Here is a 15,449-nt window from a genome sequence, read left to right as displayed (position 1 = left end):
ATTATTTGTCTTCAGGCAATAACATTCGCTCCAATAACCCGGTTTTACGATCCAGAAGATGGATATCAGGCTCCCTTTCAGAGAAGAACGATTCTTTTTTTCTCTTATAGAGATCCTCATCAACGATATTCCCATCAGAATCAAGTCCCATATCTTCAAAATCCGGGCTTCCGGCAATACAGGCATGAATCAATAAAGGGAGAGCCTCTTTCTTCGTAAGAGTTTCCGTCGGAAGAAGTTTTCGAATGCGTTCCGAGACATCTTCCTCGTGTGAAATGGCCGCAGAACCCTTACTGGGCTGAACCTGTCCACCGAAATCCAGATCAAGGAACAGATCCTCTTTCGGAGTCCCTCCCACTTGCACAAAAATCCCCCTGTAAATCATTGGAGATGACATGACATCTTCAAATGCGGATTTCAGTTTGGGAGAAAGAGTAAACATTGTTAGCCTTCGAATCGATACATCTTTTGAGGACCGGGTGAACCCTTCAACATGGGACGCATTGATGGCCGCCATTCTGATCAACTCGATATCCGCAGGATGTCCTATGGCCCCCATTGCCATCCGGTCATAAATCTCAAAAATCTTCGAGGTCCTGCGAAAAAAGGACACCATCAAGATCCCTTCCTTTACAGATACAGCGACAACCGGAGAGGAACGCTTCAGCTGCTCTTCAATATAGTCCCTGCGCTGATTGATCGCATCGACCCAACGATAAGGTTCATCAAACACCCCGAACCTCCGTTTCCATCATCTCTTTCAGAAGGTCTTCCCCCACCGTTTCGACTCCTTTTCCGGATACCAGTTTTATGACAGGATAGATCCTGTCACCAGCCTGAATGCCTCCTGTTGCCGAATCAAAGTAGGATGCCGTTTCCAGAAGTCTCAGACTGAGAACAATTGCATCTTTTTTTGAAATGGAGGAAAGCCCTCCCGATGGCCCCCAGCGATCAAGAAATCTGAGAATGCCCTGAACTTCAAGAGACCCTGACCCACCTACCGCAAAAGGGGTTCCCTCAAAATGGGCACCAAGGATGTCGTAAAAATAGATCCGCGGTTCATTGGACTCGGGGTCAAAGGTTATAAACAAAGGAACAACCCCGCCGACTCCATTCATGGCCATAGGAAGATTCTCCTTCAGAAGCTGGGCAAGAAGCCGCAACCGTCCTTCAAGAGACATCTCCTCAAGCTGTGTTCGGCGATAATAGCGGAAGGAGTGATCCAGAACCCTTGCCATCTCAATTGCCTGGGCGGGTGATCCAGAAATGGCCAGAACAGAACGGCCGTCAATCTCGATCACCTTCTCTACCCGGTTGGCCATGATCCTATTGCCGGCGGTTGCCCGCCGATCGCCTGCGACAAGAACACCCTCCGAAAAGTGAAAGGCCAGAATCGTTGTCGCTTGAATCTCCTGGAATTTTCCGGCGGACACTTCTCCCGCATGAGAGGGTGAATACGCGCCAGACTGGTGGTTCAAAAGCTCCAGGAAGGAGCCGGATGGTCCGTTGAGAGGTTCGATTCTTTTCATTGGCCAGTCCTTTGCCGGTATCGCTCCGATTGATTGGGGTCGACTTTTTTCATTCTTTCCCGCAAGCGGTCAACTCCATCACGTCCACCATCCGGTTTTTTGGGGATGGGAGCCTCTTGTTTATGCTCTCTCTTTCCCGGGGAGGCTGGTGAAACAGGTTGATCAGGAAAGGCGATGATGAATGAACCTGATGAGTTTTTTCCGGTAAGCATCTTGGACCCTCCTTATATGGTCAAATGTTACGAGCGAGAGAAAGGCTTCTCTATAAAAAGAGAGGCCAGATCTCCCGGGTGCTTCAGACTCCTCACCTTTTTTTCAAGCAAATTCATATCTTCGGGTGTTTCCTTGAGAAAAAGAGGAAGATCGACAAGCGATCCATCCTTGAAACGGATCCTTTCCCATCCAGCCTCTGAAATCCTGTCGCCAAAAAGAGAAAGGATAGCGCTTCTGATTCTGGGCCGACCTTGACTCGGAGGGCCATCGATGGCTCTCAATACGTCTTCCTCACGTGTCAGACGACGCATCGCACCAGATGACTCCATCTCCCAGAAAAGCCCATTCTCCGGGTCCAGATCGTGATAGGCCAGATCCAGACTTTGCAACCATGGATCATCCGAAGCCAACGACTGTTCCTGCCTGAAGGAATCAAAGAGCTCCTTTTTGGCAATCCAGTCCACCCTGTCCGACAAGAGGGATGGATCTTTCCGAAAATCCTCCAGCGCGGTGGACCACTCCCCCAGGACCCATGAGCTTTCCTTGTCATTATGAGAGAACCCCTGACAAACATGCATATAGGACTCGAGAATCTCCAATGCGGTCATATCTGTCCCATTTTCCATCGAAACAGGCTTTTGATCATAAAGGCTCCTCGAAATCTCCCTGATGGCAAGCAACGGGTTCTCCATGGCAACGCCGGAAACGGAGATATCCCGGAGAAGCAAACCAAGAACAAGCCTTGTCATGCCGACTTTCATGGCCGTCTGCCATTCGGACATATTGGCATCTCCAACAATCAGATGGAGCCTCCGGTATGAAGATGTTCTTGCGTGGGGTTCATCTCGACTGTTGACAAGAGGGCGATTATGCATCGTATCGACACCGATCAAGGCTTCCATGAAATCGGCCCGCTGAGAGATCTGATAGCGGACCTCGCCAGAACGCTCGGAAGACTCGGTCGAATACTTCCCCGCACCCACCAGAATGGTCCTCGCGACCAGAAACGGCAGAAGGTGGGAAACAATCCTTTCAAAGGGAATTTCCCTGGGAAGAAGATAATTTTCGTGACACCCATAACTATGTCCGTGATAGTCCGTATTATTCCGGTAGAGAGCAATCCGTCCATCAGGAGCCAGTTGCTCCTCCCGGTTCTTCTTCGCCATTCTCATAACCAGAATCCCTGCCCGATCCTGCGCCAGGAGATCAAAAAGACCATGACATTCAGGCGTCGAATACTCCGGATGGGTGTGGTCGTTATAAAAACGGGCCCCATTGGGCAGGATCCGGTCGCTTTTCATCTCCCTGAACGAGAAGAATCGTTGGTGATCCGATCGGGTAAACTCCTCCTCTTCACGATCCTGCGCCAACCCCTCCGCATGAAAACCGCGAGCATCCATTGAGGGGTCTTCCTCGGAGTAGTTCCACTTCAGAGGCTCGCTACCCTTGTAAGAACGGATCAACTCCATTGACTCAATCACAGGATCCGAGCTTTCGGTATCGCTTCGGACAATTCCGTATTCTGTCTCGATTCCGGCAATAACAGGAAAGAAAAAGTCCATCATTCGATCTGTCTGCGCGCAAGGAAGGAACGCTCTTTCTCTCCGGGGTGGATTCTCCGGATATCCACCACATCCCTTGACGGAAGATCCAGAAGATTCAACCAATCCCTTGCAACATCCGAATCCGGCAAAATATCCCCTTCCTCAAATTCCTTAGTGATCGCATCCCAAAGATCTTCTTCCCGAATCCCGGCGACCTCTTCGGAACTTGAAAGCTCGCGCAAAAGGGCTTTCTCTTTCGCCCTGTCAAAAACAGAAACAAGGATGGCGCCCGACAAGAATGATTTTCTGTAAAGGGTTTCTCTCCGTCCCGAACGGAAGAAGAGGTCCATGACAGCATTTTCCTGACTTTGCGCATACACTCGGTCAAGAAAAGCGGAAAGCATCCGCTCGCGTTCCGCTTCATCAAGGACTTTCAAATCATTCGCTGTTGGAATCGAAGGTGGAATCGCAAGAGACAGGATCTCGAATGCCGCATCCCTGTCCGGACGAAGAACACGGATTTTTCGATCAATCCGGCCAGGACGAAGGATTGCAGGGTCAATGATTTCGGGTCGATTCGTCGCGAGAATCACCATGAATCCGGCTTGGGATGCCAATCCATCCATTTCGGCGCAAAACATTGGAACGATCGTATTGTGAATATTGAAAGCCCTCGAAGACTTCCTGGTCCCCAGAATCGCTTCCGCCTCATCGATAAAAAGGACCGGAAACTCTCCTCTTGAACGGGACTCCCTTCCCTGGGCAAAAAGCTCCCTGACAATACGCTCCGATTCCCCAAGCCACATATTGAAGATCTCCGGTCCCTTCACATGAAAGAAGGTTCCCTTGATCTCCCTGCCTTCTTTCTTGGACATCTCCCCGGCAATATAATTGGCCGTTGCCTTTCCGATCAGGGTCTTTCCGCATCCCGGAGGGCCATAGAGCAGAAATCCCTTTGGAGACTTGAAGTGATATTTTTGAAAAAGGTCGGGATGCAGGACCGGATTCAGGATCGCCTTCTGGATTTCCAGGAGGGCCTCTTTCTGACCACCCACATCTGACCAGGAAACGTCAGCAACCTCTTTGATCAGATAAGGGCTGTCCTGAGAAGAGACTTTTTCAAGAGCCAGCCTTGAGGATGGATCGAGACGAACCGAATCGCCCGGGGCGACAGTCTCCTTCAGAAGCTTCTCCCCTCTCCCCAAAACCATCGAACCCATTCCTGTCCCCATTGAACGGTCCTGACCGATTTCAAGACGGCCATCCGGCAAGATCTTTTCGACTCTTGTTACCGGTCCATGCATGTCTGCGTCCAGAACCCCCACCAGGGACATGGCCTCATTCAGGCGAACCCTCATCCCGGGATGACAGGAAGAAGGATCAATCCTTGGGTCAAGGGCGGCATGATAGTCACCTCCGCCGACCGACACCCAGACAAAGCCATCCTCCATGACTTCGATCAGCGTCCCGATCCTGAAGGCTGGGCTTGTAACCTTTTCAATCACTTCATTCATCTTTTCCTGTTCGGAAAGAAGGCGTCCCCACTCGACTTCAGCTTCGTAAAGGTTTTTCTTGAAACCAAACAGATCCTTTCGGACACCATCCTGGTCATCGAGTTTCTTTCCAATCCGGTCAACAGCATCAATCATGGACCTGAAGAGAGTTTCCATACGGTCTTTCTCAGCGTTTCCCGAAAACTCATGCGGGCCGGAATGATCAGACGGGATCTGATGCTCGGGGGGAGATAGTGAACCATGATCACTCATCGGGGAGGACTCCTTATGTCAGCGGGGGAAAAAGGGGGATCTGGAACCATGCTGTTTTAGTCTAAGAGTCATTCAAACACCAAGTCAATCGATCGGTGCAAATAGATGGGCGCAAAAAAAATTGCCGGGAACGTTTTTCAGAAGCTGAAATCACTAAAATATTTGCTCAATTTCAATCCTTGGGCACTATAGTTGGAACCGATATCCTGCCCATAGATCTTATCAGGAGGGCAATTCATCCGCTCATAACGCAACCGGAAAATCCTTTGCCCGTCAACAATCCTGAAGGGAACATCATGGGGTCTCACTTCCAGGACAGCTTTAGCCCCTTCTTCCGAAAAACCAAAACCAGGGTCAAAAAAACCTGCATAATGCGTTCGGAGCTCTCCTGACTGGGCGTCGAACTCCAGCATCTCGGCCGCAAAGTTTTTAGGGATTTTCAATCTGGAGCGTGATGCAAACAAATAAAACTCTTCCGGTTCCAGAATCAGCGCTCCCCCTGAAGGCGTTTTGATGGGCTCCCAAAATGCCTCGGGCGAAAGGGGCGTCAGAGAGGAAAGGTCGAGTATTCCGGAATTTTTTCGGGCCCGATAGCCAACCACATCCCCTTCCGAAAGATCGACACCAAGAACCAGACCATCCTGCAATCCCCCTTCCGCCTCATCCGAATAAAGCGAATATTTTTTGTGGAGCAGCAAAAGATCCTCGTCCGACAAAATCTCCCTTGATGAAAAAAGCCTTAACTGGGAAAGACAAAGCCCGGAAGATATTCTCAAAGGGAATGAACGGGAAAAAAGCTCAAGATAAAGTGGCCCGTTGTAACCATATGGGACATCGTCGAAACGGTGTCCATTCTCTGTCAGGACACGCGTAAAGACATCAATCCTGCCAGTTGAACTTTTCGGATTTGCTTTCCCCCCCACAGTGGCTGGGAGGGAAAGAGATTCATCGAGGGGAATGATATAAATCGCCCCGGGTTCAATATAAGGATGGGAATTCAGGTCGATCTGATAGAGAGTCATCTCTGGAAGTAACGTTTGAACACTCTCTCCCTGAGGAAGAAAACTGCTCCGGACCCGATAGGCGATGGATCCCAGCCGCAAATCCAGGGAGGCCGGCTGAACTTCGAACTTCTTATAGCGTCTTGAACGAATATGACCTTCTGCTACAAGCCCAAGGATTTCCCTATCACTCAATGTTCCCAAAAAAAATCCTCCGATCGATCAAGATCTTCCCTCAGCTTTTCCAGCAACTCTCCTTCCTGACCATTCCACCGGTCCAGGAAAACCAGATCCGAAAGTTTCTGCCGATAGGCCCAGTCCTCCGTTTCCAGCATGGGACGGTTGGGGAAGATTGAGACGTATCCCAGACACAAAAGACCGATCGGCCTGATATGAAACGGGAGGCCAAGAATGGACTGGACATCCCCTTTTCGGAAAATGGTCACCCACCCCATCCCGATCCCCTCTGCCCTTGCCGCAAGCCACATGTTCATGATTCCGCAAGATGCACTATAAAGGTCCGTATCGGCATCCGACAGCCTTCCCAAAACGTGGGGCCCTTCCCTTGAGGGATCGATTGTCACGGCGATCACCAGGGGAGCTTCAAGGATAGCTTCCACTTTCAATGACAAAAACTTTTCCGCCCTGGGGGATTCAAAAATAACGGCGGCGGATTGTCTCTCTTTGTCCACGGCATGTTTCAGCTGCATCCGTATGTTGCGATCTTCCACCAATATAAAATTCCACGGCTGCATGAAGCCGACCGAAGGGGCATGATGAGCGGCCCTGAGCAATCGAACCAGTGTTTCCTCCGGAATCGGGTCGGGAAGAAACTCTTTCCGGATATCACGCCGTGTATAAATGGCATGATAGACCCCCCTTTTCTCTTCCGGAGGAAAAGAATGATCCGGGCGAGAAGGAGACCCCCCCCCTTCAGGAGAGGGGTCACTCATCTTTTCACCGGGCTTCATCGATCATTCCCGGATGCATGGTCTGAGGATGTGTTTCCCGGTAAGTGTCATTCCCGTCGGAAGAGGCTTTTTCCATTGTTTCCCCACCCGTTGACGGATCCGGGTAGGTAAAGATCTTCCCTTCATAATTTTTCAGGACAACATCGCCATCCCCCATGGAAATCATGTAATCGGATGGAAGAACCGGAATTTTTCCGCCTCCGCCTGGAGCATCGATCACATAATGGGGAACAGCCATTCCCGAAGTGTGTCCCTGAATTTCCCTCATGATCGAAAGACCGGTCGAGACTGGAGTCCTGAAATGATTGGCCCCCCTGGTCAAATCGGCCTGGTAGAGATAATAGGGTTTGACCCTGATGGTCAGAAGCTTTTGAAACAGCTTTTTCAGCACGGCCGGATCATCATTGACACCTTTCATCAACACTGTCTGGCAGCCCAGAGGGATCCCCGCGTCTGCCAACATATTGCAGGCCAGTGACGTTTCAGGGGTAATTTCATCAGGATGATTGAAATGAAGGTTCATATAGACAGGATGATACTTTCGAAGCATTGAAACCAGGGCAGGTGTCACTCTTTGGGGAAGGGAGGAGGGAACACGAGACCCGATCCGGATGATTTCCACATGCGGGATCTCCCGCAAGGACGAAACGATGTATTCAAGATAATCGTCCTTCAGCATCAGAGGATCCCCGCCTGACAGGATAATATCCCTGATCTCCTGATGTTCGCGAATATAGGAAATCCCCTCCTCCACCTCATCTCTGGTTACGACACCTTCCGGGGTTCCGATCATTCGCTTCCTGGTACAATAACGGCAGTAGATCGGACATTGATTTGTCACAAGAAAAAGAACCCTGTCAGGATACCGATGAACAATCGCCGGAACAGGGCTGTCCTCGTCCTCGGACAATGGGTCAAGAGGGCTGTCCATATCCATGATTTCTTCCGGATCAGGAATCACCTGGCGGCCAATCGGGCCCATCGGATCTTTAATCAGGGACTGATAATAGGCATTGATCCTGACAGGAAAAATCTCCTCAACATCTTTTTGCTCCACACCCTCTTTCGCCAGTCGCCAATCCTGGGGAAGCTGGTCCGAGCGACGGATTCCATCAACAAGAAGCCTTTGCCATTCTTCCATATATTAACTCCAAAGCTATAAAGACATTTCCAGTCGAACCGGTGCACCAGGAGCAAGAATCGCATCCGACATGCCATGGATAATCTTCTTGTCCTGTGGACAGGCAGTCATCAGAACACCACCGAGAGTGGCTTTTTCACTTCGAACAAAATAATAGGGGCAGGCACGAACCCGGTATAATCCCGATTCGACAGAATCGGTACCAATATCAAAACAGGAAAATTCATACAGCGATGTGCGAACAAAAGGCTGCAATATATGGGGAGTCAGCGGCCAGGCATTAAAAGCATCCATAACGCTCCGGTTCCAGTCTTCCTCCGACAGGTCGTGGCCGATCACCACGCCCCGGCTCCCCCAAGACTCCGGGGAAAACCCCGAGGGTTTGATGATGAGTTCCCTCTCTTTTTGAGTTAACCCGATCAGGGCCTGAAAGTCCAGAAGCTTCCGTCCTTTCACCTCCAGACCGACAATCGCAGCTCCTGACGGAACGGGAGTCGGATCGAGCGGCCATGTTTTGGGAATAATCTGATCCAGGATATCCCTCAAACTGTCCCGGATCGCCCCTTTCCAGTAATCACTCAAACGGTGATGATGCCAAAGGGCCATGCCCAGCTTCTCTTCAAGCCATGGCTTGAAAGGGGGAGTCACCTTAAGCTTCCCCCCCTTTACAAAGTATTGGAGGATATCGATTTTGGGGATATTGGGAAGATCAAAAAGTTCAAAGAATCTGTATATGATATTGATTCGGACCATCTTTCCCGAAGAGTCCCGCCGAAAAATCCCTTCGCCATCAAACTGGATGTCCCTGGGATGAAGGCACGCTGACGGGAAGTGGTCCGCATCAAGACAATCGGAAAGGTAATGCATCTCCGCACGATAGTCATGGGACTCATCAGACACAAGAATCACAAGAGACGGATCCGGTCTTTGCGAACGGATCATCGATGCAAATCCGGAAAGCATTCCGTCTGTACCGCCAAATGCGCCCGTTCCGCCAATATCCCGCATCGACCGGGTAAGGGCATGCAGCAAGCCAACGCCACCGGGAACAGAATCCATCTCCGTCAGCACAGGACCTGCAGGTGTTATCAGCAGATCCGGCCTGATGATGCCCGGAAGATCCTGCCTGAATCGCTTCGACCTTGCGAATTCGACAAGCTCTCTCGGTTTGCCCCTGTCGAGAATTTCTGCAACAAAAGAGAGACTCGGTTCAACCGATGATTTTCTGTATAATGCATCGAGCGCCCGATAGAATTCGAAAAGGGCCTGCCCGATATTTTCAAGAAGGTTCTGGTCAAGACCGGGAATGGAAATCGTTGAAAGCGGGAGCCTGAACGGTTTTTCAAACAAACCCTTCCCCTCAAGGAATCGGGCTGTATCCACCGTTGCTCCGGGAAAACCGGATGCCATCATTTCAGGATTGGAAGTCATGGCTTATTCTAGCCCAGTGAGGGGAGTTGGGCAAGAATAATAAGGAGTCCGATTTCCATCGGGCAAACCGGTCTCTTATCACCCTTGACAGATACATGCTGGAGGTTCCCCTGTCACCCATTGAAATCTTGCTGATCAAAATAGCTGCCGGGTTCTATTTCGGAGCCTTTGTCCTGCTCCTCGGAGACATTCTCTTCTCCAGGGTCAAACATGGCTCGCTTGCAGGCGTCACAGCCGGTGTCGGCGGGGTATTGGTACACACGCTTGCCCTGTTTATCCACTTCACATCCATGGGACATGTGGCTCTCGCCACATTGAGGGAAGCGGTCTCATTCTTTTCCTGGTCACTGGTCGTCTCCTTTCTCTACCTTGAGCACCAGCGAAAGGGATCCCTTCTCGGCATTCTCATCTTTCCCGTCTCATTCGGGGCCCTGCTGTTCGTCCTCGGAGAAGGGGTGCGATCCGGACCGGCAAAGGAAGGAGCGGAAAGCCTTCTCGTAAGACTTCATTCCATTCTTGTCGATCTTGGACTGGCATCAGCGACCATTGCCTTTTTTCTCTCCATTCTCTATCTGCTTCTGGAAACATTTCTCAGGAAAAAAATCTTCAATACGCTCTTCAATCGCTTGCCTTCCCTGGAATTTCTGGACCGACTGAACAGGGAGTTCAATGGTCTGGGATTTTTATTCTTGACCCTAGGCCTTGTTTTTGTCATGATTTGGTCTTACGGTACATTTGGTGTTTTATGGCCATGGGGGAAAAGGGGCTCCTGGGCTTTTCTGGTCTGGTTTCTCTATCTGGGACTCGTTCTCCTCAGGCTCAAGAAGGGGTTTCAGGGACGACAGGCGGCATATCTTTCCATCGCCGGTTTCTTCCTGTTTGTCGTGACCATTCTGGCGGTCAATCTTTTTGTAGGAGGCGGGCATTCAGTACTTTAGCCATCTGTTGCAAAGCCATGCCATAAAGGGAGGCCAACTGAATTGCTAAGAATGACGCTAGCCGGGGTGAACCATAAGAAAACCCCGATTGAAGTGCGCGAAAAACTCGCCTACCCAAAAGAACATCTAGACGAAGTCATCAGGAATTTAAGCTCAAGGGATGGAATCCTCGAATGCATGGTGCTCTCCACCTGCAACCGGGTTGAGATCATCACCATTACCACCGGGAACAATCCCGACCACTCGTTTTTTCTCGACTTTCTGAAAACCACGCATCCTTCACTTGCACAGGTCAACATTGCCCCCTATCTCTACCACCTCACAGGAGAAGATGCTGTCCGCCACTTTTTTGAAGTCACATCGAGTCTCGACTCGATGGTCGTGGGCGAACCCCAAATCACCGGACAGGTCAAGGAAGCATTCGAAAGGGCAAAAACACTCGGCTATACCGGGCTATTTCTGAACCAGCTCTTTCAGCGAGCCATTTCCACATCCAAAAGAGTTCGAACAGAAACAGCCATCAGCCACCTGCCTGTCTCGATCAGCTATGCCGCGTGCCAGCTGGCCCGCAAGATTTTCCAGACCATGGACGATAAAAACGTTCTTCTTCTTGGCGGTGGGGATATGGCTCAGCTGACAGCCAGGCATATGAAGAAGATGGGAGTAAGATCCCTGACCCTCATGACCAGGGATTCCCACAAAGGGATGGCCCTCGCATCAGAATATGAGGCCACATACCGTCCTTTTCACGAGATTGAAGATGCGCTCGCAGATTCTGACATGATCGTCTGCTCAACCGGTGCGGAGCATTATCTCGTGACAACAGAGATCGCCGAAAGGTCCCTCGCAAAAAGGGGACGCCGATCCATGTTCATGATCGATATCGCTGTTCCCAGAAATATTGATCCGGAGGTTGCTCGTCTGGGGAATCTGTTCCTCTATAACGTCGACGATCTGAAAGCGGTTGTGGAGTCCAATCAAAAAGAACGCGAATTTGAGGCCCACGCAGCTGGGGCCATCATCTCGGAAGAGCTGCAATCATTTGCCCGATGGCAGGAAAATCGTTCCTCTGTCCCGCTGATTCAGGCTCTCAAGAATCACACGGAGAAGATTCGCCAGTCCGAAATAGAGCGATTTCAGGGAACACTGGCTTCATTACCGCCTGAAGCCCGTGAAAAGATCGAAATTCTCACAAAGTCCCTTCTGAACAAGATCTTGCATCCGGCCTACCAAACGATCAGACATTCTCCCGGATCGGAAGAAATCTGGGAATGGACAATGAAATGCTACGGACTTCCTGAAAATGCCCTTGAAACACCTTCTCCGGAAAAAACGCCTGTCAATTCCCCCGTCTCAAATCCCATCCCCTTTCTGAAAGGTGAGAGCCCGGCCTAATGACTCAAATTCTGAAAATAGGAACCAGGGGATCCGAACTGGCCCTCTGGCAAGCCCGCCATGTCGCAGCACTGATAGAAAAAACATCCGGTGTAAAGTCTGAATTGACGATTATCAAGACATCAGGAGACATGATTCTGGACAGGCCCTTGTCCGACGTGGGCGGGAAGGGGCTTTTTGTCAAGGAGATAGAGGAAGCGCTTCTTTCCCGGCAGGTTGATCTGGCCGTTCACAGCATGAAGGATGTTCCTGCGGAGATGCCTGAAGGACTGATACTGGGTGTGACGATGGAGAGGGAAGATCCCAGGGATGTCTTTGTCAGCATCCACTACCCCAGCCTGAGAAAACTGCCGACAGGAGCAAAACTGGGAACCTCTTCCCTGAGAAGGGTCTCCCAGGTCAGAAGAATAAGGCCGGACCTGGTCATTGTTCCGGTTCGGGGAAACGTTGGAACGCGTCTCAGAAAGCTTGAGGAAGGCCAGGTTGATGCACTCCTTTTAGCTGGTGCCGGAATGAAACGGCTGGGACTCGAACACAAGATTACAGAGTGGCTTTTGGTATCGGACCTCCTCCCTGCAATCGGTCAGGGCGCATTGGGACTGGAATACCGGGAGTCGGACACCATCACATCCTCGATTGCTTCCAGGCTTTTCCATTCGGATACCCATATAGCTGTCTCTGCTGAAAGAGGTGTTCTCAAAAGTCTGGCCGGGGGATGCCAGCTGCCGGTCGCAGCCTATGCCACCGTCAAGAGAAGCGGATGGGTTCAGCTTGAAGCCCGGGTCATGAGCCTCAGCGGAGACAGGATGCTCACAGAAAAGGTCACAGGACCCTCCGAAGAAGCGATGGAACTTGGACTTGCCATCGGTCAAACACTCCTTGAAAAAGGCGGAAAAGAGATCCTGGATGAAATTCGCCTAGGTTCCTGACTCAGGAGATCATCATGAAGCTTCCCCCACCACCCCATCAACTTGTTGACGCCCTCAAAACACTTGAAGGCGGAGGGTTTCCGGTCCGTCGTCCATTTCCGACCAATCTCATTCATGATGCGGATCCGTTTCTTCTTCTGGACCATATGGGTCCCGTCAACTGGGCTCCAAGGGAGGCAATCGGCGCCCCTGACCATCCGCACAAGGGCTTTGAGACCGTGACATACCTTCTCGAAGGAGAAATGGAACACAAGGACTCCAAAGGCCACTCCGGCCGGATGGGGCCAATGGATCTGCAATGGATGACCGCAGGATCCGGTCTTTTGCACTCCGAGCTTCCGTCCCCTCAGTTTTGGGAACGGGGGGGAGTCATGAATGGTTTTCAGATCTGGATCAATCTGCCTGCCAGCCTCAAAAACACCCCTCCCCGCTATCAGGAGATCACCAAGGATAAAATCCCGTCCTATCAAAACAGGGAAAAAACAGGATTGGTCAAAATTCTTGCGGGAGAACAAGACGGGATCGCATCACCGATACAAACGCTGCATCAGGTCTTTATCGGTCATCTCATTCTCGACCCGAACGCAACAATCTCCCTGTCCCTTGCCCCGGAAGACCGGACACTTCTGTATGTTTTCAAAGGCTCCATCATTCCCAATGAAGACAAGACAGAAATCCGGGAAGGACAGATGGCCCTCTGGAACCCCGATTCCAAACGCCCCGAAACATGGCTCTTCTCCGGCATGAAGGAAGGGGCCGAAGCGCTGATCCTTTCATCTCCTCCCATAGGAGAGCCCGTTGCCCGTTACGGCCCGTTTGTCATGAACACGAATCAGGAAATCAGGGAAGCCATCGAAGAATATCGATCTGGCAAATGGGGAGACATCAACTGAGTTTTCTCTGCCTCCTGTAAAGATATATCATGGTGTCACCGTCCGAAGAGAGATAACCTCCCCACCCGGAACATCTGATCAGTCCCTTTAAAAAAAGACATGATCAATTAACCAATCGGATAGCAGCAAGATGGATAGCAACACCTCAGAAAAAAAGATTGGAACAGTCTACCTCGTCGGTGCGGGACCGGGAGACCCGGAACTTTTGACCCTGAAAGGGAAAAAAGCCCTTGAAACCGCTCAGGTGGTTCTTTACGACCATCTATCCTCCCTGGATCTGCTGGATCTTGTTCCGGACAGTGCCGAATTCATCGATGTCGGGAAAGAGCGTGGCCACCCGAAGCTTGGACAGCGCGAAATTGAAGAGCTGATGATTGACCGGGCAAAAAGGGGTCTGACAGTGATTCGTCTCAAGGGGGGAGATCCGCTCGTTTTCGGACGTGGTGGTGAAGAAGGCCAGGCACTCGAACAATCCGGGATTCCCTATGTCATCGTTCCTGGAGTCACATCGGCCATCTCCGTTCCGGCGTATGCGGGTGTCCCGGTCAGCCACAGGGAGACCAATTCCAGGATTTCCATCCTGACCGGCCATGGAAATCCCGACCGGATGACAAAGGAGGAAATCGCATCCCTGGCCATTCCGATGCAGACGGTGATCGTCATGATGGGTGTCGAACATCTCCAATCCCTTGCCCAAAAGATCATCTCTGCAGGCAGGGACCAAAACACCCCTGTCATGATCATTCGATGGGGGACAACCTCCCAGCAGACATCATGGGACACAACACTCGGAGAAATAGCGGCCCATGCGCTTGCCCCTCCCGTAAAGCCTCCCGCAGTGGTCGTCATCGGAGAATCAGCCGGAAAAAATGTCAGGCTTTCCTGGACACAGCACCTCCCTCTGGCACACAAAACAGTCTTGATCACCAGAGAGAGGGATCAGGCCAGTTTTCTGAAAAACAGCCTGACCTCTCTCGGAGCAGAGGTCCTTGTCTGCCCCACAATCAGCATTGACCAGCCGGATGATTGGAGCCCTGCGGATCATGCCATCAAAGCTCTGGAGCAATGGAATTGGATCATGTTCTTGAGTCCCAACGGGGTAAGAGGATTTTTCACCCGCTTCCTTTCCCTCGGCAGGGACTTGAGAGAGCTCTATACGAAAAAGCTCTTCTCTCTTGGCCCGCAAACGACAAAAGCCCTTTCCGACTGGGGAATCACTCCGGATCTTGTCTCGGGGGAATCCCATGGAGAAGGGGTCATCCGATCCATGCAGAACGTCCTCAAACAAGGAGAACAGGTTCTCCTTGTCAGAGGGGACCGGGGAGACAAATCCATCCCTGAAGGACTCACCCGCTCCGGAGGGGAGGTCTCTGTCATCTCCTGCTACGTAAACAGGCTTCCCAAACTGCTTCCACATGTTGAAGACCGGATCAGCGCAAGGATCCTCGAGGGAACCATTGACGCGATGGTCTTTTACAGCCCCTCAGCTGTCACCAACCTCTTAAGCCTGTTTCCCCGATTGGCCAATTCCATTCGATCGGTTCCCGCTTGCGCAATCGGTCCCACCACCCGGAAAGCGCTTGAGTCCGAACATTTTTCGAGGATTCATGTTTCAGACGATACCAGCGTCGAAACAATGGTCCAGACCATTCAGCAATCACTCAACACCAAACAGCAGCATCCATAAAAGAAGGGGTA

General features: G+C 51.1%; 14 protein-coding genes. 5 read left to right on the top strand and 9 right to left on the bottom strand.

The genetic code is table 11. The features are described 5' to 3' along the window. Nucleotide 1: 1 nt before the first annotated feature. The 9 genes from LFE_RS03360 to LFE_RS03320 all read right to left on the bottom strand — a co-directional run bounded on the left by LFE_RS03360 (nucleotide 2) and on the right by LFE_RS03320 (nucleotide 9,596). A complete protein-coding gene (locus LFE_RS03360) occupies nucleotides 2–733 on the bottom strand; it encodes a 20S proteasome subunit alpha (RefSeq protein ID WP_014448866.1) in 732 nt (243 codons plus the stop codon). Further along, nucleotides 726–1,529, bottom strand: coding sequence for a 20S proteasome subunit alpha (locus tag LFE_RS03355; protein WP_014448865.1), 804 nt, complete (start codon nucleotides 1,527–1,529; stop codon nucleotides 726–728). The genes LFE_RS03360 and LFE_RS03355 overlap by 8 nt, the downstream gene beginning before the upstream one ends. After that, entirely contained in the window at nucleotides 1,526–1,741 is a 216-nt protein-coding gene (locus tag LFE_RS03350) for a ubiquitin-like protein UBact (protein WP_041773986.1), read from the bottom strand. Before LFE_RS03350 ends, LFE_RS03355 begins: the two co-directional genes overlap by 4 nt. A 27-nt stretch (nucleotides 1,742–1,768) precedes the next feature. Next, complete coding sequence (locus tag LFE_RS03345; protein ID WP_014448864.1) at nucleotides 1,769–3,304, bottom strand: proteasome accessory factor PafA2 family protein; 1,536 nt, start codon at nucleotides 3,302–3,304, stop codon at nucleotides 1,769–1,771. Continuing rightward, nucleotides 3,304–5,052, bottom strand: a complete 1,749-nt coding sequence (locus tag LFE_RS03340) for an AAA family ATPase (RefSeq protein ID WP_014448863.1) — start codon at nucleotides 5,050–5,052, stop codon at nucleotides 3,304–3,306. Before LFE_RS03340 ends, LFE_RS03345 begins: the two co-directional genes overlap by 1 nt. A 137-nt stretch (nucleotides 5,053–5,189) precedes the next feature. Further along, nucleotides 5,190–6,257: a 2'-deoxycytidine 5'-triphosphate deaminase gene (locus LFE_RS03335; protein WP_014448862.1), complete on the bottom strand. Its 1,068-nt coding sequence runs from the start codon at nucleotides 6,255–6,257 to the stop codon at nucleotides 5,190–5,192. Continuing rightward, the gene (bluB, locus tag LFE_RS03330) at nucleotides 6,245–7,006 is read right to left on the bottom strand and encodes a 5,6-dimethylbenzimidazole synthase (RefSeq protein WP_014448861.1); all 762 of its coding nucleotides are present in this window, start codon (nucleotides 7,004–7,006) and stop codon (nucleotides 6,245–6,247) included. Before bluB ends, LFE_RS03335 begins: the two co-directional genes overlap by 13 nt. A 4-nt stretch (nucleotides 7,007–7,010) precedes the next feature. Next, entirely contained in the window at nucleotides 7,011–8,165 is a 1,155-nt protein-coding gene (locus LFE_RS03325; protein WP_014448860.1) for a KamA family radical SAM protein, read from the bottom strand. A gap of 15 nt (nucleotides 8,166–8,180) precedes the next feature. Continuing rightward, nucleotides 8,181–9,596: a hypothetical protein gene (locus LFE_RS03320; protein WP_014448859.1), complete on the bottom strand. Its 1,416-nt coding sequence runs from the start codon at nucleotides 9,594–9,596 to the stop codon at nucleotides 8,181–8,183. Nucleotides 9,597–9,622: 26 nt separating this feature from the next. Between LFE_RS03320 and ccsA the strand changes: the two genes are divergently transcribed. From ccsA to cobA, 5 genes are all read left to right on the top strand, one after another. Further along, nucleotides 9,623–10,534: a cytochrome c biogenesis protein CcsA gene (gene ccsA, locus LFE_RS03315; RefSeq protein ID WP_014448858.1), complete on the top strand. Its 912-nt coding sequence runs from the start codon at nucleotides 9,623–9,625 to the stop codon at nucleotides 10,532–10,534. A 51-nt stretch (nucleotides 10,535–10,585) separates the two neighbouring features. Next, complete coding sequence (gene hemA / locus LFE_RS03310) at nucleotides 10,586–11,929, top strand: glutamyl-tRNA reductase (RefSeq protein WP_232502584.1); 1,344 nt, start codon at nucleotides 10,586–10,588, stop codon at nucleotides 11,927–11,929. Beyond that, nucleotides 11,929–12,858, top strand: coding sequence for a hydroxymethylbilane synthase (gene hemC, locus LFE_RS03305; protein ID WP_014448856.1), 930 nt, complete (start codon nucleotides 11,929–11,931; stop codon nucleotides 12,856–12,858). The genes hemA and hemC overlap by 1 nt, the downstream gene beginning before the upstream one ends. Nucleotides 12,859–12,872: 14 nt before the next feature. Beyond that, nucleotides 12,873–13,751, top strand: a complete 879-nt coding sequence (locus LFE_RS03300; RefSeq protein WP_014448855.1) for a pirin family protein — start codon at nucleotides 12,873–12,875, stop codon at nucleotides 13,749–13,751. A gap of 130 nt (nucleotides 13,752–13,881) precedes the next feature. After that, complete coding sequence (cobA, locus tag LFE_RS03295; protein ID WP_014448854.1) at nucleotides 13,882–15,438, top strand: uroporphyrinogen-III C-methyltransferase; 1,557 nt, start codon at nucleotides 13,882–13,884, stop codon at nucleotides 15,436–15,438. Nucleotides 15,439–15,449: the final 11 nt, after the last annotated feature.

The sequence above is a fragment of the Leptospirillum ferrooxidans C2-3 genome, assembly GCF_000284315.1.
Lineage (GTDB): Bacteria > Nitrospirota > Leptospirillia > Leptospirillales > Leptospirillaceae > Leptospirillum > Leptospirillum ferrooxidans.
This window is presented reverse-complemented; position numbering and strand designations above follow the sequence as displayed.

Bases quoted from the DNA above. Each gene is read 5' to 3' on its own strand.
- cobA (WP_014448854.1), top strand. From the start codon at position 13,882: ATGGATAGCAACACCTCAGAAAAAAAGATTGGAACAGTCTACCTCGTC.
- hemC (WP_014448856.1), top strand. From the start codon at position 11,929: ATGACTCAAATTCTGAAAATAGGAACCAGGGGATCCGAACTGGCCCTC.
- LFE_RS03340 (WP_014448863.1), bottom strand. From the start codon at position 5,052: ATGAGTGATCATGGTTCACTATCTCCCCCCGAGCATCAGATCCCGTCT.
- LFE_RS03350 (WP_041773986.1), bottom strand. From the start codon at position 1,741: ATGCTTACCGGAAAAAACTCATCAGGTTCATTCATCATCGCCTTTCCT.
- LFE_RS03355 (WP_014448865.1), bottom strand. From the start codon at position 1,529: ATGAAAAGAATCGAACCTCTCAACGGACCATCCGGCTCCTTCCTGGAG.
- LFE_RS03325 (WP_014448860.1), bottom strand. From the start codon at position 8,165: ATGGAAGAATGGCAAAGGCTTCTTGTTGATGGAATCCGTCGCTCGGAC.
- hemA (WP_232502584.1), top strand. From the start codon at position 10,586: ATGACGCTAGCCGGGGTGAACCATAAGAAAACCCCGATTGAAGTGCGC.
- bluB (WP_014448861.1), bottom strand. From the start codon at position 7,006: ATGAGTGACCCCTCTCCTGAAGGGGGGGGGTCTCCTTCTCGCCCGGAT.
- LFE_RS03345 (WP_014448864.1), bottom strand. From the start codon at position 3,304: ATGGACTTTTTCTTTCCTGTTATTGCCGGAATCGAGACAGAATACGGA.
- LFE_RS03320 (WP_014448859.1), bottom strand. From the start codon at position 9,596: ATGACTTCCAATCCTGAAATGATGGCATCCGGTTTTCCCGGAGCAACG.
- LFE_RS03300 (WP_014448855.1), top strand. From the start codon at position 12,873: ATGAAGCTTCCCCCACCACCCCATCAACTTGTTGACGCCCTCAAAACA.